We start from the raw sequence: 24,768 nt of genomic DNA on the forward strand, positions 1-24,768 counted from the left end.
GCCGCGTTGTTTGTGCCTGTCACACGAGCTAGGGTCGGGCCGAAACGGAATTCGGAGAGTTGTCATGACACGTTTGGAAAAACTGCGCGAAATCATGCGGGCGCAGTCTGTTGATCTGGTTGCGCTTGGCCCGGGGGCGCATCTGGCGTGGCTGACGGGGGTACGCCCGCACGGGGACGAACGCCCGTTGTTGTTTTGTGTTTCCGGTACCGGCGCTGCCTTCTTGATGCCGGTTCTCGAGGCTGAAAGTGCGCGCCAGCAAACCGACCTGCCGTTTCACACCTGGAGCGATGACGAGGGGCCGCAGGCCGCGCTTGCCGCGGTTCTTGTGGGCCTCGGAGCAGAGAAGGCGCAAAGCATCGCGCTTGACGAAACGATGCGCGCAGACTTTGCCGGACTCGTCCAGGACGCCCTGCCGAAGGCCAGGCGACAATTCGGCGCTTCGACGGTCGGCGCGTTGCGTATGCGCAAGGATGCGGCGGAATATGCCGCGCTGAAAAAGGCCGCATTGGTGGATGATATTGCCATGCGACGGGCCTGGAGCGACATGCGTGCCGGTATGACCGAACGCGAGGTCGCCGACCTGGTGCGTGACAGTTTCAAGGCGCAGGGTGGCTCGGTTCTGTTTTCGATCATCGGGACCGGTGGAAATGGAGCATTCCCGCATCATCATACGGGCGATACGGTTTTGAAACCGGGGGACGCCGTGGTGATGGACATCGGCGGCAATGTGGACGGCTATCCCAGCGACATGACACGCATGGCCGTGATCGGTACGCCGCCTGAGGGCTATCTGGAGGTCCATGCCGTCGTCGAAGCGGCAGTACAGGCGGCATTGGCTACGGCCAAACCCGGGGTGAAGGCACATGAGGTCGATGACGCGGCCCGTGGCGTGATTGAGGCGGCAGGCTATGGTGACTATTTTACCCATCGTACGGGACATGGTCTGGGCGTCGAAATTCATGAACCGCCATATATTACTGCGACGGCTCAGGTGGTGCTTGAGGAGGGTATGGTGTTTTCGATCGAACCAGGGATCTACCTGCCAGACCGTTTTGGGATCCGTCTGGAAGATATTGTGATCTTGCGGGCTGACGGTGCGGAAATTCTGTCGGAACTGCCACGCGATTTACAAATCATTGCCGAGGCTTGAAAAGCTACGACACCGGGGCTTTGCCTCCTGCAGCGGCAGCACCGGTTCATCCAGCGAGTGTTGCGCGTTGAAGCTGGTGGAAATAGCCGTCAGCGTCCTGGCCCATCAACGTCACCGCATCGATCACCAGATGATCCGGTAAGACCGGCGCGCACAGCGATTGAACCAATGGCAGTACCTTGGGCAGCTCCTGCTGCCTCAGGCTTCGGGTGAGGGTCATGTGAAAATGAAAGTCCTCAAAAACATAGGGATACCCCCAGTCCAGCATATGTTGATCCTGCCTCGGCGACAGATGCGTCCTGCGCCGTCTTTCGATGTCCTCTTGACTGGAGGGGGCACGAAAGATGTCGAATTCTGTCACGACAGCCGCTGCGAGACTGTCTAAGGCCTTAGAGGCAATGCTGGCCCGAAGGGATATAAAACCATTGGCAGGACTTGCCTTGAGCGCGCCCAACGGGACAGGGGGATGGCCGTGGGCAAATGCCTGTAGGGCTTCTGTCAACATTCTGGGGGATTTGGTGTCGTGCAGATGAAACGGCGCTTTGAGCGTGCCATGAAATCCGTATTTTCGTGGCCTTGCGGTCAGGCGCGCCACATCGAGATCAGGCACAGTCGGGTGGGGCACAGACTTGCCAATAGCGGAATCCCAACCCAGCCAGGCGGCACCGAAATCAGCAAATGCACCAGGGGCGGGTGTGTAGAAAATGGCGTATCTCTCGAACATATTTTTCCTTCGGCTCTTGGCAGCCGGCGTCAAATCAGGATGATGGCCAAATGCGCCCAGACCTTATCCTTGCAAATGCCCGATTGATCCTCAAGGACAGTGTCATCTTTGGTGCCTTGTGTCTTCAGGATGGCAAGATTGTTGAAATTGAACAGGGCACTTCAATTCCGGCTGGGGCAATTGATTGTGAAAAGGATTTCATCGCTCCGGGTTTGGTCGAACTGCATACCGATAATCTTGAACGCCACCTGTCCCCGCGTCCCGAAACCAACTGGCCGCACCGTGCCGCGATATTGGCACATGACCGGGAATTGGCGGCAACCGGGATCACCACGGTATTTGATGCCGTGCGTGTTGGATCCATCGTGTCTGACAGGCGCAAACGCCTGATGAAATATGCCCGTGAGATCGCGACAGAGATCAGCGACATGCATAGGGCGGGTGCCCTCAAGATCAGCCATCGGCTTCATCTGCGCGCTGAAATATGTTCGGAAACGCTGATTGCCGAACTGGAAGAATTTTCCGCAGAAGATCGCATCGGGATCGTGTCGATGATGGATCACACACCGGGTCAACGACAGTTCAGCGATGAAGCAAAATTCGAATCCTACATCTGTGCGAAACATGATCTGGATAAGCGCGACTTTTCCGATTACATAACATTCCTCAAAGGCTTGCAGGAAGAACACGCAACGGAACACGAGGCTGCCGCGGTTGCGGCAGCGCAGCGGTTCGGTGCGAGGCTTGCCAGCCATGATGACACCACCGCAGCGCAGGTCGCCTTGAGCCACCGACACGGGGTAACGCTGGCCGAATTCCCGACAACACTTGAGGCGGCAGAAGCCTGTCACGGGCTGGGGATCGCCACCATCATGGGGGCTCCAAACATCGTGCGAGGGTCGTCCCATTCCGGCAATGTGGCGGCATTGGAATTGGCGCAACACGATTGGCTTGATATTCTGTCGTCTGATTATGTGCCGGCTGGATTGTTGATGGCGGCGTTGATACTGGGGGAACTTTGGGATGATCTGCCGCGCGGCCTTGCCACGGTCACGGCCAACCCTGCGCGGTCTGCCGGGCTTGACGATCGCGGCCAGATTGATCTGGACCAACGCGCCGATTTGATCCGGTTCGCACGGGTTGATGGTGATACCGTGCTCAAGGAAACCTGGGTGCAAGGCCGAAGGGTCGCCTGACACGGGATCCCGCTCTGGCCCGATGTCGGCATTGCGTCGACTTTCTGCCGTCCCGGATTTTGCGGATGTCGTGGCTCAACGTGTCGAAGACGGGCAATATGGTGTCGCTAAATGGCTTGCCCTTTTTCGGTTTTTTGGGCCAGAAGGACAAATGGGTCGGCGATGGCGTCGCCAGCATCTGCATGCACACCCACTCACCATCCTGAACGCCGGGACTTATCTTTGCCGCCTGCGCGGGATGGGGGTCCGCCTCCTTTCACATGTGCAGACGTCACATATTCGACAGGAGCCATTTACATGGATCGCCCAGAGTTTTACCGTTTTCACCAGGGGGAGAACATCCTTCCCTTCGCTTCTGATGAATATGAAGCGCGTCTTTCATTGCTGCGTGCTGATATGGCCGCCCTGGGCGTTAATGCCTGTGTTTTCACCTCGATGCATAACATCGCTTACTATTCGGGGTTCTTATATTGCGCCTTTGGCAGGCCCTACGGCCTGGTTGTAACCCAAACCGACAGCGTGACCATGAGCGCCGGCATTGATGCGGCGCAACCCTGGCGGCGCAGTCACGGGGACAGCATTACCTATACCGATTGGCAGCGCGACAACTATTGGCGTGCTGTACAATCTGTTACCGGTTCCAACCAAACAATCGGTTATGAAGCGGATCACCTGACACTGGCACAAAAGGCGTTGCTGGATGCCTTCCTGAGCCCCAAATCCTGTGTTGATATTGCCCCTGCCACCATGCGTCGGCGGATGCACAAGTCCGATGCGGAACTGAAGCTGATCCGCGCCGCTGCGCAGGTGGCGGATGTTGGCGGGTATGCGATCAAGGATGCCGTGCGCGCAGGCACCCGCGAGATCGATGTGGCGATGGCGGGCCGCGACGCGATGGAACTGGAAATCGCCAAACGCTTTCCCGATGCAGAATACCGCGACACCTGGGTCTGGTTCCAGTCGGGCATCAACACCGATGGGGCGCATAATCCGGTGACGTCACGGGTTCTGCAGTCGGGAGATATTCTCAGCCTCAATACCTTTCCGATGATCAGCGGCTATTATACCGCGCTTGAGCGCACGATGTTTGTGGAAACTGTGGATCCCGACAGCTTGAAAATCTGGGAGGCGAACGTCGCCGCGCACGAATACGGTATGAGCCTGTTGAAACCGGGTGTGAGTTGCGCCGAAGTCACGGAACAGATCAACACGTTCTTCGCGGAACGTGACCTGTTGCAATACCGCACCTTTGGCTATGGGCATTCGTTCGGGGTCCTGTCGCATTACTACGGTCGCGAGGCCGGGCTGGAACTGCGCGAAGACATCGACACTGTGCTTGAGCCGGGGATGGTGATCTCTATGGAGCCGATGTTGACGATACCCGAAGGCACTGCAGGGGCCGGCGGTTACCGCGAACATGATATTTTGATCATTAACGAAGATGGCAACGAGAACATCACTGGCTATCCCTACGGACCTTCCTTCAACGTCGTATGACCATCAAAGCAGGGGTGATTCCCCTGCTTCTTGGCTGAACCGATGCGCATTTCCGTTGCGATAGCTGTCTGCCAACCCTGTTTGTTCCCATATCCTATTGATCCCCTCGGCTTTTGATCAAAAACTTTGTCAAGGGGGCTATGTTTGACGACCGTTGTTATTCTAGACTGATTTCGGGGACGGTCTTCGAAACAGATTGCCCTGCGGAGGAAAAAATCGGGGGGACGAATTTTGACGACTGCGATTAGTGCGCGGAGTTTACGCAAGGTCTATCCTGGGACGCCACCTGTCGAGGCCTTGGCAGGGGCGGATCTAGACATACAAGACAACGAATTTTTTACGCTTCTGGGACCATCCGGATGCGGGAAAACCACACTTTTGAGAATGATCGCGGGGTTCGAACATCCCACCTCGGGAAGCCTGGACATGTTCGGGGCAAGCTTGCTGGATTTGCCGCCTTACAAACGTCCGATCAATACTGTTTTTCAGAGTTATGCATTGTTCCCGCATCTGACAGTGTCACAGAATATTGCATTCGGACTCGAGATGTTGGGCAAACCCAAGACCGAGATCAAGGAGACCGTGGCGCAAATGGTCGATCTGGTCCAGATGAGCGAATTGGCTGACCGCCAGACCGGACAGATTTCAGGTGGGCAACAACAGCGGGTTGCACTGGCGCGGGCCCTGGCACCCAAGCCGCGGGTTTTGTTGCTGGATGAACCGCTGAGCGCGCTTGATTTCAAGTTGCGCAAGGAAATGCAGCTTGAATTGAAACGCCTGCAGACCGAAACCGGCATCACCTTCATCTTCGTGACCCACGATCAGGAAGAGGCGCTTACCATGTCCGACCGCATCGCGGTGATGAATGCGGGCTCCATTCGGCAAATCGGGGCACCGCGGGACATCTACGATCATCCGGCGGAGCGCTTTGTTGCGGATTTTATTGGTGATACAAATTTTCTATCGGCGCAAATCACGTCAAGCAATGCAGACAGGGCGAGGGTTGATCTCAGTTCCGGAGAAAGCACTTCGGCACGCTTGCCCGAAGGCGGCGCGCGCGACGGCCAGGTTACCTTGGCGATCCGTCCCGAACATGCCAAACTGGTCATGCCCGACGACGGATTGTTGCGTGGCACCCTTGAAAACATTGTCTATTTCGGCACGGACACCCACATCCACCTGCGATTGACGGATGGAACACCGTTTACGCTGCGTCAGCAAAACAATTCCGAAACTGAACTGCAATTTGCCAAGGGCGATACCGCCGGCATCCGTTTTGCGCCCGATGTGGCGCAGGTGTTGAAGGATTGACGGCGTGACTGATCTTTCCCTTACCGCGGCCAAACGTGCATCGCGCAGACGCTGGATCCTGTTGGCGCCTGCACTGATCCTGTTGGTCTTTGCTGCCAGTGGTCCCCTGCTGATCACTGTGATCTTCTCACTGCTGACACCCGGTGATTATGGCGGGGTGGTCTGGAAATTCTCCACCGACGGCTGGTTCGGTGTTTTTGCCCAACGCGATATTTTTGATGGAACCTTCGGCTGGTCTGATGCGCACCTCAGTATCTTCTGGCGCTCGGTGAAGCTGTCTTTGATCACGACAGTTGCCTGTTTGTTCTTTGGGGTGCCAACGGCATATTTTATCGCAACACGCCCCAAAAAACAGCGTGGTTTCTGGATGTTGCTGATCATTATTCCATTCTGGACCAACCTGTTGATCCGTACCTTTGCCATTCTGGAACTGATCCGAAACGAAGGCACGGTCAACTCTCTTCTGATTTGGGCCGGGGTGATCGATGCGCCGATTCAGATCCTTTATACTGAGTTTTCCATTATTCTGGGGATGGTTTACGTGTACCTGCCACTGATGGTTTTACCGGTCTATGCCTCGATGGAACGGTTTGATTTCAGTCTGGTCGAGGCGGCCTATGACCTTTATGCCACTCGTTTCAGGGTATTGCGCCGTGTTATTCTGCCTTTGGTAAAACCGGGGATTGTGGCGGGGTCCATTCTGGTTTTTGTGCCTTCGCTTGGGGCCTATGTGACACCGCGCGTGATGGGCGGGGGCAACCAGTTGATGCTTGGTAATTTGATCGAATTGCAGTTCGGACAGGGGCGCAACTGGCCGTTAGGTGCGGCTTTGTCCATGACCTTGCTCGCGATCGTGATGGTTGCTCTGATAGTCTATGTGCGTGCTGCCGGAAACGAGGAGGTGCAGCATGGCTAGACAAGGCTTCAATATCCGCAAGCAAACAGGTTTCAGCCAGATCGCCATTGCCTGCTTTGTCATGCTTTACATGCCGATCATCCTGCTTGTGGTGTATTCCTTCAATGCGGGCACCTCGATTGCGATCTGGGAAGGGTTTTCATGGCGCTGGTATGTTTCGGCATGGGCGAATGACCAGGTGCAGGAGGCCACGGTGCGCTCTCTTATCATCGCGGTTTGGGCCTCTGCCATTGCGACCACGGTTGCGGTCCTTGCCGCGCTTGCCACCACCCGCACGCCCAAATTCAAAGGTCAGACCGCGGTATTTGCGATGATCAACCAGCCACTGATGGTGCCCGAGATCGTGACGGCTGTGGCGCTGCTGATCTTTTTTGCGATGATCAAGGTTGCGACAGGGTACACCGGATTGTTGTATCTGATCGTAGCGCATTCGGCCTTTTGTATTCCTTTTGCCTATCTGCCGATACGGGCGCGACTGCAGGGCATGGATTTGAGCCTGGAACAGGCAGCGGCGGATCTCTATGCTTCGCCGTTCAAAGTGTTTACCCGTATTACGCTGCCGCAGCTTTGGCCGGGGATCGCAGCCGGGGCGATGCTGGCATTTGTCATCTCGCTTGATGATGTGGTCATCACCGAATTTGTGAAATCCGCCGGCCAAGATACGTTACCCACCTATATGTTGGGCCAGTTGCGCCGTGTGATGACTCCGGAGATCAACGCGATTTCCACCGTGCTTTTGGCGATTTCGGTTACAATGGTCATCGCCTTTACAGTGCTAACAAAAGTACGAAACTAACCAACAGGAGAAAACAAAATGAAAAAGACACTTACGGCATTAACCCTTGTTCTGGCTGGCCCTGCCTTCGCCGAGGGTGAGTTGAACATCTATAATTGGGGAAACTACACCTCACCTGAAATGATCGAGAAGTTCGAGAAAGAGACCGGGATCAAGGTCACTATCACGGATTACGACAGTAACGACACCGCTTTGGCCAAGATCAAGGCAGGCGGTCACGGTTTTGATATTGTTGTTCCTTCGGGAACTTATGTGCCGATTTTTGTCGGCGAGGGGCTGCTGATGGAAAGCAACCCGAACCAGATGGAAAACTTCAAGAACATGGACCCGCAGTGGGTTGATGTGGAATTTGATCCAGGCCGCAAATACACCGTACCTTGGCAGTGGGGAACAGTTGGGGTCACGGTCAATACCGCAGTCTATAGTGGCGACATCAACACCTCGGCGGTGATCTTTGATCCGCCGGAAGAGTTGAAGGGCAAGATCAACGTTGTACCGGAAATGAATGATGTGATGGGCATGGCGATCAACTATGTCGGGGGGGAGCAGTGCACAGACGATCTTGAGGTGCTGAAAAAGGTGCGTGACACCCTGACAGCGGCCAAACCGAACTGGCTGTCGATGGACTATGGCAATATCGAAAAATACGCCAAGAATGATCTCTCTGCCGGTGTGAACTGGAATGGTGCGTCCTTCCGCGCACGTAACAAGAATCCCGACATTGCCTTTGGCTATCCGCAAGAGGGTTTCCCGGTCTGGATGGACAATGCCGCGATCCTGAGCGATGCGCAGAACGTCGAAGAGGCCAAAACCTTCCTCAATTTCATCATGGACCCGGTGAATGCCGCGATGTTGTCAGAATTCGCACGTTATGCGAATGGCATCAAGGGGTCGGAAGAATTCATGCCCGAAGACATGAAGACCGCTCCCGAGGTGGTGGTGCCCGACGACTTGAAAGGCGCGGCCTATGTGTCCAAGACCTGCCCGCCTTCAGCGACCAAGCTTTACACAGCAATCTGGACCGAACTTCAAAAGTAAATTGCCGAACGGCCCCGCGGGATCTCGCGGGGCCGTTTTTCGTTTGGAGAACTACCATGACGACTGCCCCCGAAATCATCATCCACAATGGTGCATTGATTACTTTTGATCCCGATCAGCCGGCGGCGCAGGCCTTGGCGATTACAGATGGAATACTTGTTGCCATCGGATCGGACGCCGAAATCACTGCTTTGGCCGGGCCAAAGACCCGCATTATTGATGCCTCGGGCGGTACTGTGATGCCTGGTCTCATCGACAGCCATGTTCATTTGTTCGGCGGCTCGGTCGAACTGGATTGTCTGAGCCTCTACGGCGTTGAAGGTCTGGACCAGATGGCACGGCTGATCCGTCCCTATGCTGATGCCAACCCTGATGACGAACTGGTTTTTTGCGTTTCGGCTGATTACAGCATCCTTGGCACCGGCAAGACCCCGACCCGTCATGATCTGGATCAGATAATAGCGGACCGACCGCTTGCGATGTTTGCCCCCGACCATCACACCATTTGGGCCAATACCGCCGCACTAGAGGCCACTGGGTTGATTGATGTTCCAGTGGTGGATTCAGGATCTATCATTGTGAAGGGGGCGGATGGCAAGGCCAACGGCGAACTTCTGGAGCCGGGTGCCTATGGGCCAATACTGGAAATGACGCGCCACAGGGGACGCGAGATGCTGGGGCTTGTCACAGGGCGTGACCCTGACCCCGCTGCAACGCCGGCAGAGCGTGAAAAGGACAAGAATGTGATTGAAGCGGGCCTGCGCCATTGCGCAGCCCAGGGGATCACCGGGCTTCATTTGATGGATGGAAATCTCTATCAACTGGAATTGCTGAACGAGCTTGAGGCAGAGGGCCGCTTGCACTGTCGCACCATGGTGCCGTTCCATTTCAAAGGCACGGATGACATCGCCCGCATAGCTGACGAGGGTGTCCCGATGCGTGACCGGTTCCAGGGTGACAAGGTCTGGTGTGGTCATATGAAAATGTTCATCGACGGCGTGATCGAAAGCGGTACGGCATTGATGCTGGAACCTTATCCTGGCGAGATGGGTGCAAACGATAACATGGGGGATGAAGTGTTCGCTCAGGCACATTTCGTCGCTGCTGCTGTCGAAGCGGACCGGCACGGTTTTCAGATTGCGGTACATGCGATCGGCGATGCGGGGGTACGCCGCACGATTGATGCTTTCGAAGCCGCGAAGAAAGCCAACGGAAAACGCGACAGCCGGCATCGGATCGAACATCTTGAGGTCATGCACAAGGGCGATATTCCGCGCCTCGCCGCATTGGATATTGTTGCCTCGATCCAGCCCGGACATGCCCCGCGTGGCCATATTTTTCCATCCGAAGGAGTCGGTAAATATCTGCACCCGCATCAGATCGAAGGGGCCTATGCCTGGCAGACAATCCGCGATTCCGGTGCCAGGATGATCTTTTCAACAGATTGGCCGGTGATCCCTGTTGATGTGATGCTCAATATCAAGTCGGCAATCGCGCCACTTGATCTTGGGCCTGAATGGGTGGACCAGACACAATCGCTTGACGATACGCTCTCCAGTTACACCCGTGACAACGCCTGGGTAGAATTTAACGAAGACAAGAAAGGTATGCTGCGTGCCGGTATGATGGCTGATGTTGTTGTGATGAGCCATGACCTGCACAAACTGCCACCGAGCGAGGTTACCAAGGCCCATGCGGTCACCACGATCTGTGATGGAAAGGTCAGCTTTTCCATCGGGTGATACTGCGCATCTTCACAAAGCAGGTCAAACGCTGGATAACCCTCTGAAATCTTCAAGACGGAGCAGGCAATGGCACATGGTGCAGGCGGCAATGATGGCGGAACAGGTAGCTTTCTGATCGGCCTGGCGATGATGATCGGTGGCGGTTACCTGCTGTTGAATGGCATTGTGGTCCGACCCAACTTCAGCATGGGTTCACGCGTTTTCGGCATTGGCGGCGTGAGCATCACTTCGGGCATGGTGTTGATCCCTTTCATGTTTGGCGTCGGCATCATTTTTTACAATGCGCGCAAGTGGATCGGCTGGCTTCTGGCGGGTGGGTCGTTGATGGCGCTGATCTTTGGCGTCATTGCAAACATGACATTGCAACTGGCGAGGATGAGCGCCTTTGATCTGATCGTCATCCTTGTGCTGCTGGTTGGCGGTATCGGATTGTTTTTGCGTTCTTTGCGCAATTCGAATTAATGACCCAACTGAAAACGCGGGCTTCTTGCACTTGACCCTCTACAAAGGCTGACATAGACAAACATTCAGCGCGCGGGCGTTGTGTAATGGTTAAGACCTCAGTTTTCCAAACTGAAGATGAGGGTTCGATTCCCTCCGCCCGCTCCACCCTTTCCAAATGTACTCCTGCATGTGACATCCTCGACGCTTGACCCTGAGGGCAACTCGCGCCATCACGCATTGACGTAAAAAAGGATGACCCATGGCCGCCGAACCGATCCGCGCCCCGAACGGAATCAAAGAACGTGAGAAGTCACGCAATTTCGGGTCGTTGCGGGCTCTGATGCCGTTCATGATGCCGTACCGTTTGTTGATGGGGGGGGCGCTGCTTGCACTCATCAGCACGGCGATGGTCTCTCTTGCCATGCCGATGGCCGTGCGCCGTGTCGTTGATAATTTCGACAGTGCGGAAGGGGCGTTGCTGGATCAGTATTTCCTTGCCGCACTTGTCATTGCGGCTTTGCTGGCGGTTGGCACTGCCTTGCGGTTTGCCCTTGTGACGCGCCTGGGAGAGCGCGTGGTTGCGGATATTCGCAAGGCGGTTTTTAACCGTGTGATCGGAATGAGCCCGGCGTTTTTTGAAAAGGTCCTTACCGGAGAGGTGTTAAGCCGGATCACCACCGACACAACATTGATTCAATCGGTGATCGGTTCTTCGGTTTCAATTGCACTGCGCAATGTGTTGCTTTTCATTGGCGGGTTGATCCTGATGCTGGCGACATCGGCCAAACTCGCAGGATTGGTTCTGTTGGTGGTACCTGCTGTTGTTATCCCGATCCTCACCTTGGGGCGGCGCATGCGCAAGCTGAGTCGCGAAACCCAAGACTGGATCGCTGAGTCTTCTGGAAAGGCTTCCGAAAGCCTTTCTGCCGTTCAGACCGTACAGGCCTTTACCCATGAAACCGCCAGCCGGAAACAATTTTCCGATGTGACGGAATCTTCTTTCCATGCAGCGCAACGGCGGATCAAGGTGCGTTCGCTGATGACGGCCATCGTGATCTTTCTGGCCTTCTCCGGCGTTGTTTGCGTTTTGTGGGTCGGCGCGCGGGATGTGCGGGCTGGCGAGATGACAACAGGTGCTCTGGTACAGTTCGTGATCTATGCGGTGATGGTGGCGGGGGCGGTGGCTGCCCTGTCCGAAATCTGGGGTGAACTGCAACGCGCGGCAGGCGCGACAGAGCGATTGGTCGAATTGTTGCAGACAGACGATACCGTTCAGGACCAGGCCGAAGCGCTGGGTCTGCCTGTGCCGGTGCGTGGTGATATTTCACTGGAGAATGTCAGCTTTACCTATCCGGCCCGTCCTGATGCCATCGCGCTTGATCAGGTGTCACTTGACATCAAGGCAGGCGAGACCGTGGCCTTTGTCGGTCCGTCAGGGGCAGGGAAAACCACGATCATTCAATTGATCTTGCGTTTCTACGATCCCCAATCGGGGCGTATCCTGCTGGACGGGATTGATTTGCGCGATCTGCCCCGCGAAGCCTTTCGGCGGGCAATTGCCCTGGTGCCGCAAGACCCTGTGATCTTTGCCGCAAGCGCAGTGGACAACATCCGGTTCGGGCGTCCCGATGCCACGGATGACGAAGTGCGCGTCGCCGCGAAAGCAGCCGCCGCCCATGACTTTATCGCAGCCCTTCCGGAAGGGTATGACAGTTATCTGGGTGAACGCGGTGTGATGCTCTCGGGTGGGCAGAAGCAGCGCATTGCGATTGCCCGCGCCATCCTGCGCGATGCACCGGTCTTGTTGCTGGATGAAGCAACAAGCGCTCTGGATGCAGAAAGCGAAGGTTTGGTGCAACAGGCGGTGGATCAACTGAGCCGGGATAGGACTACCCTGATCGTCGCGCACCGTCTGGCCACCGTGAAAAAGGCGGACCGTATTATCGTTCTGGACGCGGGGCGGGTCGTTGCAACTGGCACTCATGAGGAATTGGTTGCCAAAGAGGGCCTATATGCGCGTCTGGCAAGGCTGCAATTCACTGATGGCATCGCTGCCGGTTAATTCCCCCTTTTGTTTTCGTCTGATTAGGGGGCATACTTCCCGCGAACACACAAGAGGAGAAAACCAACATGGGTTTGTGGAGTTTTGTTAAAGGTGCCGGCAAGAAGGTCTTTGGCGGCGATGACGACGCCGAAGTATCCGGTGCAGCGCTTCAGGATGAATTGAAAGATCTTGGTCTGGACGCCGAAGGTCTGGACATCACGGTTGAAGGGGACAAGGTCAAGGTGAGCGGCACAGCCGTCAGCCAGGAAATGAAAGAAAAGGTCATTCTGGCTGTTGGTAACGTCGAAGGCGTATCTGCAGTGGATGATCAAATCGCAGGTGGCGAGGGCGAGCCGGTGTTCCATACCGTAGAACGCGGCGACACCCTGTCGGCGATTGCACAGAAAACTTTGGGCAAAGCATCCCGTTATCCTGAGATTTTCGAGGCCAACAAGCCGATGTTGACCCACCCTGACAAGATCTATCCAGGTCAGGTTCTGCGCATTCCCGTAAGCTGAACCGTAGCGCGCAGGCAACCGCGCCACCCCTGAAATCTAGCCAAGCCGCCGCACATTCCCTTGTGGCGGCTTTTTGCTGCGTCATTTACCCCGATGACGCCGCGTTCCTATTGCAGCAATGCTTGCGGTGCAGGCGATTTAGCCGCATCCTGTTGCAAATGAAGATATGGCTCGCAAAGGGCTTTAGGGGAGGAATGAATATGCCATACGCCGGGATGGAAGACCGCAACGCAATCGAGGCACAAATGCCTTGGGCCGACCGTGACGTGCCTGTCACACTCTATGGTCAGCTATCTCAAACCACGCAGAAATTCCCCAATCACAAGGCCATTTCCTATCAGATCCTCTCTGGCCCCAAGGACAAGACCGAGACATTCACCTGGAAACAGCTGCTTGATTCTGTTTCGCAGACAGCCAACCTGTTTCGCAGTCTGGGCATCGGAGCGAAAGATGTTGTTGCCTATGTACTGCCCAATTGTAACGAGGCGGTTCTGTCGTTGCTGGGCGGGGCGGTAGCGGGTATCGCCCAGCCGATCAACCCCCTGCTTGACCCTGAACAGATCGGATCAATCCTGCGTGAAACGGGGGCTTCGGTCGTTGTGACCCTGCGGCCCTTCCCTAAAACCGACGTTGCCGAAAAGACGGCGGAAGCGGTCAAGCTTGCCCCCGGTGTGCATACAGTTCTTGAAGTCGATCTTGTGCGCTATTTGACCCCGCCAAAGTCATGGATCGTGCCCTTGATCCGGCCCAAGGGTCTGGTCGGCAATCAGGCCAAATATCTGAATTTCAACAGCGAGATCGCAAAGCACCCAACAACATTGTCATTCGAGGATGTTCAGGAAGACCGCGTCGGATTCTATTTCCACACCGGGGGTACGACTGGCACACCCAAGGTGGCACAGCATTTGTATTCCGGTGCCATTTACAACGGTTGGGTCGGGGCTGAAACGCTTTTGACGCCCGAGGATGTGATGCTTTGTCCTTTGCCGCTTTTCCATGTGATGGCCTGTCATGTGATGCTTATGGGGGCCGTGGCCTCGGGCGCGCATGTCGTGTTTCCGACCCCGCAGGGCTATCGCGGCGATGGCGTTTTTGCCAATCTCTGGAAGCTGGTCGAACGCTATCGGGTGACCTTTGTGGTTTCGGTGCCCACGGCCCTGGCTGCGACGATGCAAGTGCCTGTGAACGCGGATATTTCAAGCGTGAAGACCGCCTTTTCCGGATCTGCCCCCCTACCGTTGGAATTGTTCCGCCGGTTTGAGGAAACCACAGGCATGACCATCGTTGAGGGTTACGGCATGACCGAGGCCACCTGCCTGGTGTCGGGCAATCCGGCCGATGGCCTCAAGAAAGTCGGCTCGATCGGGATTTCGTTCCCCTATACGGATGTCAAGATCGTGGCGAATGGCAAGGAGGTTGCCATCGATGAAGTTGGCGAAATTTGTGTCTCCAATCCCGGCGTCTATGTGGGCCATACTTATACGGAGACAGAGAAAAACAAGGATCTCTACTACGACGACAAGTACCTGCGCACCGGCGATCTGGGTCGTGTCGACAGTGACGGCTATCTTTGGATTACCGGACGTTCCAAAGACCTGATCATCCGGGGGGGGCACAATATTGACCCTGCCGACATCGAAGAAGTGCTGCTGGGTCACGAGGCTGTCGCTTTTGCCGGCGCGATTGGCCAACCCGACGCCCATGCGGGCGAGGTGCCATGTGCCTTTGTGGAGCTGGTCGATGGGGCCTCGGTTACACCTGAGGAACTGCTGGCCTATTGCCAGAAACACGTCAAGGAACGCGCGGCCCATCCCAAACATATCAAGATCATGGATGAACTGCCAAAGACGGCGGTTGGCAAGATTTTCAAACCGGATCTGCGCAAGGATGCGATCATCCGTATCTATGACGCCGCTCTGGCCGAGGCCGGCGTTACGGCGCGGGTCGATCATGTCATTGATGACAAGAAACGCGGTTTGGTGGCAAAGCTGGCAATGAAAGGCGCTTCGGCGGCTGATGTGGGCAATGTGCTGGGGGTCTTTAACACGCCTTGGGACCCGGTGTGAGTGAACCAGATTACCAAGCCCTGATCGACGCAGAAACCTGGGCCTATATCGCGCGTCTTGATGCCTCCTATCCACCTGATGCGGTGGGCATGTCGATTGCCGATCAACGGGCCGCCTATGACAGGATGTGTCGTGTATTTCATGCGGAGCGTCCCGAAGGCGTGACTTCGCAGGATGTGGATTTTGGCGGCGTGAAGTGCCGTCATTATACCACCGGCACCGGTCACGTTACCGTGGTGTACTATCACGGTGGCGGTTTTGTTGTCGGGGGGCTGGAAAGCCATGATGACATCTGTGCTGAGATCTGCAAACGCAGCGGTTTGGATGTCATATCCGTGGATTATGATCTCGCCCCAGAGGCGGTTTTCCCACAGTGCTTTGACACGGCATGGAGCGCCTTCGAAGCGGTGGCGGCAGGGCGTTCAGGTGACATCGTTCTGTGCGGGGATAGCGCGGGGGGCAACCTTGCCGCTGCGGTGGCGCATCACGCGCGCGGCCGCGTAGATGGACGGATCGTGGGACAGGTGTTGATTTATCCCGGGCTTGGTGGCGATCAAAGCAAAGGGTCCTATGTGACCCACGCCGAGGCACCCCAACTGACCATGGCTGACATTGCGTTTTACAAGACCCTGCGCTTTGGCGGCAAAGAGCCGCCCTTGAATGACCCGCGGGCAGCACCGCTGAGCGATACTGATTTCACCGGTTTGCCGCCAACGGTTCTGGTCACGGCGCAATGTGATCCCCTGTCCAGCGACGGCGAAAGCTATCGCGATGCGCTGCTCGCGGCCGGAGGGCAGGCTGTCTGGTTTGATGTCGACGGCATGGTGCATGCCTGTCTACGCGCCCGTAACATGAGCACCCGTGCGGCCGGGTTCTTTGACCATGTGGTCAGAGGTGTTCGCGCCCTGGGACAACGCAACTGGCCGTATTGAGCCGGGATCAAACGCTGGGACAGGGTGTATATTGCACCGTCACAGGCAAATCTGCACGACAAGAAAACACAGTTTCTAGGTCAGGAAACTCTTGGCTTTCATCGTGTCGGCCACCGGCGCGCCCAGACGCTTCAGGATGGTTGGTGCCAATTGCAACTGGTCGATCACGGTTTCCTCTGAGGGGCCTTCTGCATCGCCGAAATAATACAGTGCAGTCTCTTGTTGCAGGGCACCGCGACCGCCGTGGTGGCCGCGTTCATCCTGCCCGTGATCTGCGGTGACGATCACCTCGTATCCTGCGGCGCGCCATTTGGGAATGAAGGGGGCCAGCATCTCGTCCATGACGTGGCAGGCATGGTCCATTTCCTGACTTTCGTGAAAGAAACGGTGGCCCATGCTGTCCAATGTACAGGTGTGCAGCACGCCGTAATTCAGCCCGTGTTTCAGACAGAGATTGGTGAGCGTGGCAAAGAGATCAACGTCTGACGGAGTCATTTGATTGACCGACCCATAGCCCGTCATCGTATGGAAGCGGCCATGGTTTATCGTGTCGCTCTGTGGTTCATCGTATTCGATGTCACGCACATAATCAAAAGGATGGCGGTTGAAGAACTCTGACCAGAAGGAATGGGCGACGGCCCCCGTGACACCCCCGGCGGCGCGGGTTTGGGCAAAGACGTCCTTGTGCTTGAGCCTGAACACATTGCCATTGCCGGTACAGCCGTGTTCGGACGGCGGGACGCCGGTATGGATGGTGGCATAGCAGGAAGCAGAGATTGAAGGCAGTGTCGCACGGTGTTTCCAGACGCGGGCATCGCCGCTGTCCACCCAGCCTTCGAGGTTGCCAAAAAGGCGGCGGAAATTGCGGTGCGGCACACCGTCGAGAATGATCAGAAGCAGTTTGTTGTCCATGATGCGGCTCCGGTTTGGATGGTCCTATGGTGGCTGAGCGCGCGCGCGGGCGCAACGGTTAACGAAATGTGATCCGGTGTTGGGCGAAAGGGGCGTTAACACCTTTGTTTTATGGCGCAATGGCGTGTCACCCCCATACACCCCCCGTACACCTGGAGTGCACCGGAAAGTGCATGATATTGAGGAAATCTCATGGTGAACGCAGCGCATGCGAAGGTGGCGCCAAACGCCACCATGGGGGGGGATTGGTAGGGGGCATTCCCTCTGCGCCTGGTCAGTTTCCGGCGCTTTCCATCTTGCGGTGTGCTATCACCTCTTCGAGCCAGCCCAGTTTCATTTCCGGTACAGAGGAGAGCAACAGATCGGTGTAATCGTCGAAGGGAGGTGCCAGCACCTGAGACTTGGGCCCATAGCGCACGACCTCGCCCTGGAACATCACCGCGATGGAGTCAGCGATGGCTTTGACCGTCGCCAGATCGTGGGTGATGAAGAGATAGGAAACATCTTCGATCTTCTGCAGCTTCAACAACAATTTCAGAATGCCGTCTGCAACAAGCGGATCCAACGCCGACGTTACCTCGTCGCAGATGATCAGCTTGGGTTTTGCCGCAAGTGATCGGGCGATGCAGACACGTTGCTTTTGACCGCCGGAGAGTTCGGCGGGATACCGGTCCTGAAAGCCGTCGCCGAGTTCGATTTCGTCAAGCAGTTCCTGAATGCGCTTCTGTTTGGCCTTGCCTTTGAGACCAAAGTAGAATTCCAGCGGACGCCCAATGATCGTGCCAACGGTCTGGCGCGGATTCATCGCGGTATCGGCCATCTGATAGATCATCTGCAGCTCACGCAGATCGTCCAGAGGCCGGGTGGCAAGGTCAGGGGTGAGTGTGCGCCCATCAAAGGTGATGGTCCCTTCGGAAGGCGGGAGCAAGCCGGTTATGACGCGGGCAAGTGTGGATTTGCCGGAGCCGGATTCGCCCACGATTGCAAGCGTTTGGCCGGGATGCAATTCGACATTCACGTTCTTGAGAACATCAAAATCAGTGCCGCGGTAGCGGGCGGTGATGTTTTCGACCTTCAGCAGTGGGGTGTCGGTTGGTTCTTTCTCGATATGTTTGATCGAGCGGACCGAGACAAGCGCCTGTGTGTATTCCTCTTGTGGATTGTTGATGATCTGATCGGTGGTCCCGTATTCGACCATCGCGCCCTGTTGCAGCACCATGATGTGATCAGAAACCTGGGCCACGACGGCGAGATCATGGGTGATGTAAAGGGCTGCCACACCTGTATCGCGGATCGCTTCCTTGATTGCGGCCAATACGTCGATTTGCGTTGTCACGTCCAGCGCGGTCGTCGGTTCGTCAAAGACCACGAGATCCGGCTGCGGGCAAAGCGCCAATGCCGTCATGCAGCGCTGAAGCTGTCCACCTGAGACCTGATGAGGATAGCGTGACCCGATGTTTTCGGGGTCAGGCAGGCCGAGCTTGGCAAAGAGTTCGACGGCGCGCTGTTCGGCATCGCTCTTGCTGAATTTTCCCTGTAGTATCGCGGCTTCTGTGACCTGCTCAAGAATTTTCTTGGCAGGGTTGAAGGAAGCAGCGGCAGATTGGGAAACATATGTCACTTCGGCCCCGCGCAGGCGGCGCACGTCGCGCAGGCTGGCTTGCAGCATGTCGCGGCCGTTTACCCAGACTTCGCCGCCGGTCAGTTCAACGCCACCTCGCCCATAGGCCATCGCAGCCAGACCGATGGTCGATTTGCCGGCACCGGATTCACCAATGAGGCCCAGCACCTTGCCCGCTTCGAGGTCGAAATCAACGCCATGCACGATTTCAATGTCGCGGGGACGTTCTCCGGGTGGATAGATTGTAGCGCCGATTTTCAGTCCACGCACTTTCAGGAGGGGTTCTGACATTAGCCGCGTCCTCCTTTGAGGGAAGTTGTTCGGTTCAGGATCCAATCGGCCACCAGGTTGATCGAGATACAGAGAGTGGCGATGGCATAAGCGGGATACAGGGCAGCCTGGATGCCGTAATTGATCCCTTCCTTGTTTTCTTTCACGATGCCGCCCCAATCTGCCAGTGGCGGTTGTACACCCAGGCCAAGGAAGGACAGGGTTGAGATGAACAGCACCATAAAGATAAAGCGCAGACCCATTTCGGCAACCAGTGGTGACAAGGCATTGGGTAGGGTTTCGCGAAAGATGATCCAGCCAATTTTCTCCCCCCGCAGACGGGCCGCCTCGACGTAGTCCATTACCGTGATGTCAACAGCGACGGCACGCGCAAGACGGAAGACGCGGGTGGAATCCAGCAATCCCATCAGCAGGATGAGGATCGTTGTCGTGGTCGGCATGACAGAGAGCACGACCAGGGCGAAAATCAGCGACGGGATGGACATGATCAGATCGATGAAACGGCTGATCAGTTGATCGACCCAGCCACCAGACACAGCTGCAAAGAAACCAAGGACGGACCCGATGGTGAAGCTGAGGACGGTTGCCATGGTGGCGATAAAGATCGTTGTGCGCCCGCCGTAAATCAACCGGGTAAGCAGGTCACGACCGATGCTGTCGGTCCCAAGCAGAAATTGCGCCGAAGAAGGTTCCCAGACGTCGCCGACGACTTCGGCCATCCCATAGGGAGCGATGAGAGGGGCGAACAGCGCGGTCAGGAAATAGAGACCGGTAAAGAACAACCCGATGAGTGCGGAAATGGGAATATTCTTCATTTTGGGTGCCTCAACCTTGGGTTTGCAAGGATCGATACAATGTCAGCAACCAGATTGAGGCCGATGTAGACGGCGGCAAAGATCAGGCCACAGGCCTGTACCACCGGCACGTCGCGTTTGCTGACGTGATCCACCAGATATTGCCCCATGCCGGGATAGGCAAAGACCACTTCGATCACCACAACCCCGACAACGAGATAGGCAAGATTGAGCATGACGACGTTAACGATGGGGGCAATGGCGTTTGGAAAGGCATGTTTGCGGATGATTTTTAGCATCCCCATGCCCTTGAGTTCAGCGGTTTCAATATATGCCGACTGCATGACGTTCAGAATCGCAGCGCGGGTCATGCGCATCATATGGGCCAGAACAACCAAGGTCAGAACGATGATTGGCAGGGTGATGGATTTGATTTTTTCGATCAAGGTCATGCTGTCATTGATCAGGGCCACTGACGAAAATTTCAGGTTCGCAAGCAGCCAGGACTGAACCGGGTCGCCGAGAAAATCCATCGACTGAATCAACTGCGGCAGTTGGATCGCCAGAAAAAAGATAAGGACGTAGCCGATCATGAATTCCGGGATCGAGATGGTTGTGAGCGTGATCGCGGAAATCAGCTTGTCCGGCCAGCGGTCCTTGTATCTGACCGCGAGCAGGCCAAGAGTTATTGCCAGCGGGACCGAGATGAGGGCAGCCCAGAAGGCAAGGAAAAGCGTGTTGGAGAGTCGGAAGCCAAGGCTTTCGGCGATGTCGCGGCCATTGGTCAGGGCAACGCCAAGGTCACCTTGTAAAAAGCCTGCAAGCCATTGAAAATAGCGGGTCATGGGAGGATCGTTCAGACCCAGACTTTCGCGCATGTTGGCGAGGCTTTCAGGGGTCGCAGACTGGCCAAGTATTTGCTGGGCCACGTCGCCGGGCAACATCATGGTGCCGCCAAAAATCAGGATGGATGCTGCGAAGAGGAGCATCAAGCCCAGCGCAATGCGCTGAGCTATGAGTTTCAGGATTGGGTGCATGCGAATGGCGCCTTAAGCGTCCATCAACCAACATTTGACGTGTGAATAGTTGTTCATCACAGGGCCGTTCGGGTCATTTGACCAGCCGCCAATATTGTTGGAAACACCAGCGACAAAGTCGTTGAACATCGGCAGGATCAATCCGCCTTCCTCGTTCAGCATGCGACCCATCTTGGAATAGATTTCCTTGCGCTTGGCATTGTCCAGCTCGGCCTTGGCGGCGTTGAGCATGGCGTCAAACTCCGGACGTTTCCAGCGCGTATCGTTCCAGTCCGCAGTCGACAGATAGGCGGTCGAATACATCTGGTCCTGTACCGGACGGCCGCCCCAGTAGGATGCACAGAAGGGCTGGACGTTCCAGACTTCAGACCAGTAGCCGTCGTTCGGTTCACGCTTGATTTCCAGCGGGATACCGGCGGCTTGCGCGGATTGCTGAAACAGGGCGGCGGCGTCAACCGCGCCGGGGAAGGCACCGTCGGAAACGCGCAGGATGATGGGCGAACCGTCATGTCCGGACTTGGCGTAATGTTCCTTGGCTTTCTCGATGGAGTGTTCGCGCTGGGGAATGGTGTCGTCAAACAGCGGATAGGCGGCGTTGATCGGCATGTCGTTGCCCTTGGTGCCATATCCGCGCAGGATTTTGTCGACCATTTCGTCGCGATCAATGGCGTATTTCAGCGCCAGCATCACGTCGTTGTTGTCGAAAGGTGCGGTGTCCTTGTGCGCGATGAAGACATAGTGGCCACGGCCTGCAACGGATTCAACACGCAGGTTTGGTGCCCGGTCCAGCAGGGCGGCGACCTTGGGATCGACGCGGTTGATGATATGTACCTGACCAGACTGGAGAGCCGCGGTGCGTGCGGTTGCGTCATTCAAGACCAGTTGTTCGATTTCATCCGCGAAACCGCGGTTTTCCGCATCCCAATAATCATCACGACGTTTGAAGGCATGGCGCACGCCGGGTTCGTCAATCTCGACCGTATAGGCACCAGTGCCGATGGCGGCACCTGGGTCGTCCATTCCGCCACCGGGCTGGATCATCAGGTGATAGTCGGCCATCAGAAACGGCAAGTCCGCATTGGGTGTATCCAGATCGACCACAAAGTTGTCACCGTCGACTTTCATGCCCGCGATGCCCTTCATGATGCCCAGGGCACCTGATTGGCTTTCCTCGTTGGAGTGACGCTGCATGGTTTTGAGAACATCGTCCGGCGTCATGTCCTTGCCGTTGGAAAAGGGGATGCCCTTGCGAATTTTGAAAACCCATTGCTTGGCATCGGAGGAAGCTTCGACGCTTTCAGCCAAGCGGTAATCGATCTCGCCTTTGTCGGTGACTTCGACCAGGGTTTCACCCCAGGCGCGCAGGTTGTTCAGTGGCACTTCGGAGGCCGTCAGTGCCGGATCCTGGGTGTTTGTGCTTTCGCCGCCGGAGGAGGCGATCTTGATCATCCCGCCGCGAACCGGTGTGGCATGGCCGTCTGCTGCGGCGCTTTGCGCCAGCATTGAGTTGGCGACCGCGGCGGTCACACCCAGAGCAGCGGCGCGTCCGACAAATTCGCGGCGTGTCATCACGCCTTTTGCGACATCGCCTGACATAAGTTTGAGTTGTTCGTTCATTGGTGGTCTCCCGGTTGGTGTCGCCACTTTGCACGGCGTTTTATTGACTGATGAATCAAGGGTAAGCATTTCACGGCCTCTCGCAAGCGTTAATGCGCCCGTGTTTGTAACGACCCGATTACATTTGATCACGCTCAATGCTGTCGATAACGTCACGTTCATAGACTGGTTTGTCGTTCTCAAAGGCTACGATACGGGCCTTGAGGTGGAAATGGGTGGCATCGCATGTCATCGCGCACCTTGCCTCTGTGCGCAGACGAATTCCGTCGCGTTCAATCTCGTCTGTCCAGTGACATTCGCCCCGTGCCGAACAGGGATCATCGGGGTGGATCGACCAGCGTTCGCGTGCGATCGATCCGTTGATCAATCCGTGATCGGCGTCACGCACCTTGCCGAAATCGTCTTCGATGATCAGGGTGACGATGCCGGTGACAAGGTCGGTTTCCTGGCGACGTACATGATTTTCCGGTCGAATCTCAATGGTTTCCCATGGGTCGGCCGCGGTGGGAGGCTCGAACCTGTATTCGTCTTTCTGACCGGAGGGACGTTGGGGCAGGGTGATTTCACCTTGGGAAAGAAGGAGTGTGCCCGGCTGGGGGGAGGGCCAGATCAGCGGCCAATAGGCGTTCGAGATCGACACCCGCAGGCGGTGACCCGCGGGCACGTGGTAGGCGATGTGATCCAGGGTTAGTGTCACCTGCTGGCTTTCACGAGGCATCTGTGTGGGCACTTCTGCCGAGATGCGATGACTCAGGTTCAGGACACCATAGGTGATGCGCGTCGAGGCCCCGTCGGGGTGAATGTGATTCAGCCGCACGGCAATTTGCGCCTGTGGCCTGTCGCTGGTCAGGCATAACGAAACACGGGGCGCACCGACGATGTCCATATCATTTGCCAGCGGGGCACTGTCGAAAGTTGTGGACAATCCGTCATCCGAGCGTTGGTCACCGGGCATTTCCGGTCCTAGCCAAATCGCGCAGTATTCCCCCGCTGCCGCGCCGGTATGGGCCGGAGAGGATATGGTTTGCCCGAGCGGGGCGGGATCGGTTGCCAGACCTGCGTCTGTCAGGTGCAACGTCCGGGTTTCCAGATGTGAGGTTGCGCCCGAGTTTTCGGCAATCCATCGGCCGGGGCGTTGCCTGTACCAGGTGGCGGGTCGCACACCATCCATCAGATAGGCGCGGTAATCGGGGTCATTTTCGACATTGTTGGTGTCGTTTTTCAGCCAGCGATCCCACCAGCGCAGGGCTTCTTGCAGGAATCCGATACGTGGTTCGGGCACAGCGAAATGCGGGTACTTATGTACCCAGGGGCCAACGATACCCTTGGCATCCGGCAAGGCTTCAACCAATTGGGGAACGGCGTTTTTATAGGCATCGCCCCAGCCGCCGATGGCCAGCACCTTGGCTTTGATCGCGGCATAATCCTCGATCACGGATCCGTGTTTCCAATAGGCGTCGCGGCGTTGATGGCGCAGCCAGACGGAGGGGAGGAAGGGTTCCGCCTCTAGCCGCTCCAGCCACATCTTGCGCCAGTCGCTGCGCAGGGCTGGATCGGGCGCACGTGAGGAATAGGACCACATCGTCGCCCCCCAGCCGAGGTTTTCGTTCAGCAAACAGCCGCCTTTGTAATGGATGTCGTCGGCAAATCGGTCCACTGTCGAGCAAAGCGTGATCACGGCTTTCAGCGGTTCCGGGGCCAAGGCAGCGACCTGCAATCCGTTGAATCCACCCCAGGAAATTCCCATCATTCCCACAGAACCGTTGCACCAGGGTTGCGCAGCGAGCCAATTGATCACCTCGACGGCATCAGCCTGTTCCTGGGGCGCATATTCGTCATGCATGAGGCCTTGGCTATCGCCGTTGCCGCGCATATCGACGCGCAGACAGGCATATCCGCGCGCGGCGAACCAGGGATGGGTGAGCGCATCGCGCGCTGTTGTGCCGTCGCGTTTGCGATAGGGCAGGTATTCCAAAATTACTGGCACGGGGTTTTCGTTCGCATCCGCGGGTTTCCAGATTCGGGCGGAAAGGCGGCAGCCGTCCGAGAGATGGATCCCCAGATCGGGGTCTTCGGTGATGTCGCGCAGGGCGTTTTGGGGTATTTTCATGGCGCC

The 24,768-nt window shown here is 56.5% G+C and carries 20 protein-coding genes and 1 tRNA gene; 14 read left to right on the top strand and 7 right to left on the bottom strand.

Annotated features, from left to right (window positions below):
• Positions 1-64: 64 nt before the first annotated feature.
• Positions 65-1,153 (top strand): M24 family metallopeptidase, encoded by a 1,089-nt coding sequence (locus OS190_RS05615; protein WP_267157683.1) that lies wholly within the window; start codon positions 65-67, stop codon positions 1,151-1,153.
• Between the two features lie 46 nt (positions 1,154-1,199).
• On the opposite strand, the gene OS190_RS05620 is transcribed toward OS190_RS05615, so the two are convergent.
• Entirely contained in the window at positions 1,200-1,877 is a 678-nt protein-coding gene (locus tag OS190_RS05620) for a DUF1045 domain-containing protein (protein ID WP_267157684.1), read from the bottom strand.
• 50 nt (positions 1,878-1,927) lie between these two features.
• Here OS190_RS05620 and OS190_RS05625 point away from each other — a divergent pair, with 50 nt between their 5' ends.
• The 13 genes from OS190_RS05625 (at position 1,928) to OS190_RS05685 (ending at position 16,380) form a co-directional block, all read left to right on the top strand.
• Complete coding sequence (locus OS190_RS05625) at positions 1,928-3,073, top strand: alpha-D-ribose 1-methylphosphonate 5-triphosphate diphosphatase (RefSeq protein WP_267157685.1); 1,146 nt, start codon at positions 1,928-1,930, stop codon at positions 3,071-3,073.
• 297 nt (positions 3,074-3,370) lie between these two features.
• Entirely contained in the window at positions 3,371-4,570 is a 1,200-nt protein-coding gene (locus OS190_RS05630) for a M24 family metallopeptidase (RefSeq protein ID WP_267157686.1), read from the top strand.
• A gap of 231 nt (positions 4,571-4,801) precedes the next feature.
• The gene (locus OS190_RS05635) at positions 4,802-5,881 is read left to right on the top strand and encodes an ABC transporter ATP-binding protein (protein WP_416237373.1); all 1,080 of its coding nucleotides are present in this window, start codon (positions 4,802-4,804) and stop codon (positions 5,879-5,881) included.
• A gap of 4 nt (positions 5,882-5,885) precedes the next feature.
• Positions 5,886-6,797 (top strand): ABC transporter permease, encoded by a 912-nt coding sequence (locus tag OS190_RS05640; RefSeq protein ID WP_267157687.1) that lies wholly within the window; start codon positions 5,886-5,888, stop codon positions 6,795-6,797.
• On the top strand, positions 6,790-7,593 hold the full coding sequence (locus tag OS190_RS05645) for an ABC transporter permease (RefSeq protein WP_267157688.1): 804 nt from the start codon (positions 6,790-6,792) through the stop codon (positions 7,591-7,593). The genes OS190_RS05640 and OS190_RS05645 overlap by 8 nt, the downstream gene beginning before the upstream one ends.
• Positions 7,594-7,611: 18 nt before the next feature.
• A complete protein-coding gene (locus OS190_RS05650) occupies positions 7,612-8,631 on the top strand; it encodes an ABC transporter substrate-binding protein (RefSeq protein WP_267157689.1) in 1,020 nt (339 codons plus the stop codon).
• A gap of 56 nt (positions 8,632-8,687) precedes the next feature.
• Positions 8,688-10,373, top strand: a complete 1,686-nt coding sequence (locus OS190_RS05655; RefSeq protein WP_267157690.1) for an amidohydrolase — start codon at positions 8,688-8,690, stop codon at positions 10,371-10,373.
• A 69-nt stretch (positions 10,374-10,442) separates the two neighbouring features.
• Positions 10,443-10,838: a hypothetical protein gene (locus OS190_RS05660; protein WP_267157691.1), complete on the top strand. Its 396-nt coding sequence runs from the start codon at positions 10,443-10,445 to the stop codon at positions 10,836-10,838.
• A gap of 72 nt (positions 10,839-10,910) precedes the next feature.
• Positions 10,911-10,985: transfer RNA gene (locus OS190_RS05665), tRNA-Gly, on the top strand.
• 94 nt (positions 10,986-11,079) lie between these two features.
• Entirely contained in the window at positions 11,080-12,882 is a 1,803-nt protein-coding gene (locus OS190_RS05670) for an ABC transporter transmembrane domain-containing protein (RefSeq protein ID WP_267157692.1), read from the top strand.
• Positions 12,883-12,950: 68 nt separating this feature from the next.
• Positions 12,951-13,382: a peptidoglycan-binding protein LysM gene (lysM, locus tag OS190_RS05675; RefSeq protein WP_267157693.1), complete on the top strand. Its 432-nt coding sequence runs from the start codon at positions 12,951-12,953 to the stop codon at positions 13,380-13,382.
• 200 nt (positions 13,383-13,582) lie between these two features.
• Complete coding sequence (locus OS190_RS05680; RefSeq protein ID WP_267158307.1) at positions 13,583-15,448, top strand: acyl-CoA synthetase; 1,866 nt, start codon at positions 13,583-13,585, stop codon at positions 15,446-15,448.
• Positions 15,445-16,380 (top strand): alpha/beta hydrolase, encoded by a 936-nt coding sequence (locus OS190_RS05685; RefSeq protein WP_267157694.1) that lies wholly within the window; start codon positions 15,445-15,447, stop codon positions 16,378-16,380. The genes OS190_RS05680 and OS190_RS05685 overlap by 4 nt, the downstream gene beginning before the upstream one ends.
• Positions 16,381-16,455: 75 nt before the next feature.
• Here the strand turns inward: OS190_RS05685 and OS190_RS05690 are convergent, their stop codons facing one another.
• The 6 genes from OS190_RS05690 to OS190_RS05715 form a co-directional block, all read right to left on the bottom strand.
• Positions 16,456-17,292, bottom strand: a complete 837-nt coding sequence (locus tag OS190_RS05690) for an alkaline phosphatase family protein (RefSeq protein WP_267157695.1) — start codon at positions 17,290-17,292, stop codon at positions 16,456-16,458.
• 274 nt (positions 17,293-17,566) lie between these two features.
• Positions 17,567-19,204, bottom strand: a complete 1,638-nt coding sequence (locus tag OS190_RS05695; protein ID WP_267157696.1) for an ABC transporter ATP-binding protein — start codon at positions 19,202-19,204, stop codon at positions 17,567-17,569.
• Positions 19,204-20,019 (bottom strand): ABC transporter permease, encoded by an 816-nt coding sequence (locus OS190_RS05700; RefSeq protein WP_267157697.1) that lies wholly within the window; start codon positions 20,017-20,019, stop codon positions 19,204-19,206. The genes OS190_RS05695 and OS190_RS05700 overlap by 1 nt, the downstream gene beginning before the upstream one ends.
• Entirely contained in the window at positions 20,016-21,035 is a 1,020-nt protein-coding gene (locus OS190_RS05705) for an ABC transporter permease (protein ID WP_267157698.1), read from the bottom strand. Before OS190_RS05705 ends, OS190_RS05700 begins: the two co-directional genes overlap by 4 nt.
• A gap of 12 nt (positions 21,036-21,047) precedes the next feature.
• On the bottom strand, positions 21,048-22,652 hold the full coding sequence (locus tag OS190_RS05710) for an ABC transporter substrate-binding protein (protein ID WP_267157699.1): 1,605 nt from the start codon (positions 22,650-22,652) through the stop codon (positions 21,048-21,050).
• 118 nt (positions 22,653-22,770) lie between these two features.
• Positions 22,771-24,762 (bottom strand): CocE/NonD family hydrolase, encoded by a 1,992-nt coding sequence (locus OS190_RS05715; RefSeq protein ID WP_267157700.1) that lies wholly within the window; start codon positions 24,760-24,762, stop codon positions 22,771-22,773.
• Between the last annotated feature and the right edge of the window lie 6 nt (positions 24,763-24,768).

The organism is Sulfitobacter sp. F26204 (assembly GCF_026410305.1).
Classification (GTDB): domain Bacteria; phylum Pseudomonadota; class Alphaproteobacteria; order Rhodobacterales; family Rhodobacteraceae; genus Sulfitobacter.

What these genes read in the sequence shown, in the direction of transcription:
- OS190_RS05705 (WP_267157698.1), bottom strand. Translation starts at nt 21,035, where the DNA reads ATGCACCCAATCCTGAAACTCATAGCTCAGCGCATTGCGCTGGGCTTG.
- OS190_RS05625 (WP_267157685.1), top strand. Translation starts at nt 1,928, where the DNA reads ATGCGCCCAGACCTTATCCTTGCAAATGCCCGATTGATCCTCAAGGAC.
- OS190_RS05700 (WP_267157697.1), bottom strand. Translation starts at nt 20,019, where the DNA reads ATGAAGAATATTCCCATTTCCGCACTCATCGGGTTGTTCTTTACCGGT.
- OS190_RS05655 (WP_267157690.1), top strand. Translation starts at nt 8,688, where the DNA reads ATGACGACTGCCCCCGAAATCATCATCCACAATGGTGCATTGATTACT.
- OS190_RS05695 (WP_267157696.1), bottom strand. Translation starts at nt 19,204, where the DNA reads ATGTCAGAACCCCTCCTGAAAGTGCGTGGACTGAAAATCGGCGCTACA.
- OS190_RS05680 (WP_267158307.1), top strand. Translation starts at nt 13,583, where the DNA reads ATGCCATACGCCGGGATGGAAGACCGCAACGCAATCGAGGCACAAATG.
- OS190_RS05615 (WP_267157683.1), top strand. Translation starts at nt 65, where the DNA reads ATGACACGTTTGGAAAAACTGCGCGAAATCATGCGGGCGCAGTCTGTT.
- OS190_RS05690 (WP_267157695.1), bottom strand. Translation starts at nt 17,292, where the DNA reads ATGGACAACAAACTGCTTCTGATCATTCTCGACGGTGTGCCGCACCGC.
- OS190_RS05715 (WP_267157700.1), bottom strand. Translation starts at nt 24,762, where the DNA reads ATGAAAATACCCCAAAACGCCCTGCGCGACATCACCGAAGACCCCGAT.
- OS190_RS05645 (WP_267157688.1), top strand. Translation starts at nt 6,790, where the DNA reads ATGGCTAGACAAGGCTTCAATATCCGCAAGCAAACAGGTTTCAGCCAG.
- OS190_RS05650 (WP_267157689.1), top strand. Translation starts at nt 7,612, where the DNA reads ATGAAAAAGACACTTACGGCATTAACCCTTGTTCTGGCTGGCCCTGCC.
- OS190_RS05620 (WP_267157684.1), bottom strand. Translation starts at nt 1,877, where the DNA reads ATGTTCGAGAGATACGCCATTTTCTACACACCCGCCCCTGGTGCATTT.
- OS190_RS05660 (WP_267157691.1), top strand. Translation starts at nt 10,443, where the DNA reads ATGGCACATGGTGCAGGCGGCAATGATGGCGGAACAGGTAGCTTTCTG.
- OS190_RS05630 (WP_267157686.1), top strand. Translation starts at nt 3,371, where the DNA reads ATGGATCGCCCAGAGTTTTACCGTTTTCACCAGGGGGAGAACATCCTT.
- OS190_RS05670 (WP_267157692.1), top strand. Translation starts at nt 11,080, where the DNA reads ATGGCCGCCGAACCGATCCGCGCCCCGAACGGAATCAAAGAACGTGAG.
- OS190_RS05710 (WP_267157699.1), bottom strand. Translation starts at nt 22,652, where the DNA reads ATGAACGAACAACTCAAACTTATGTCAGGCGATGTCGCAAAAGGCGTG.
- lysM (WP_267157693.1), top strand. Translation starts at nt 12,951, where the DNA reads ATGGGTTTGTGGAGTTTTGTTAAAGGTGCCGGCAAGAAGGTCTTTGGC.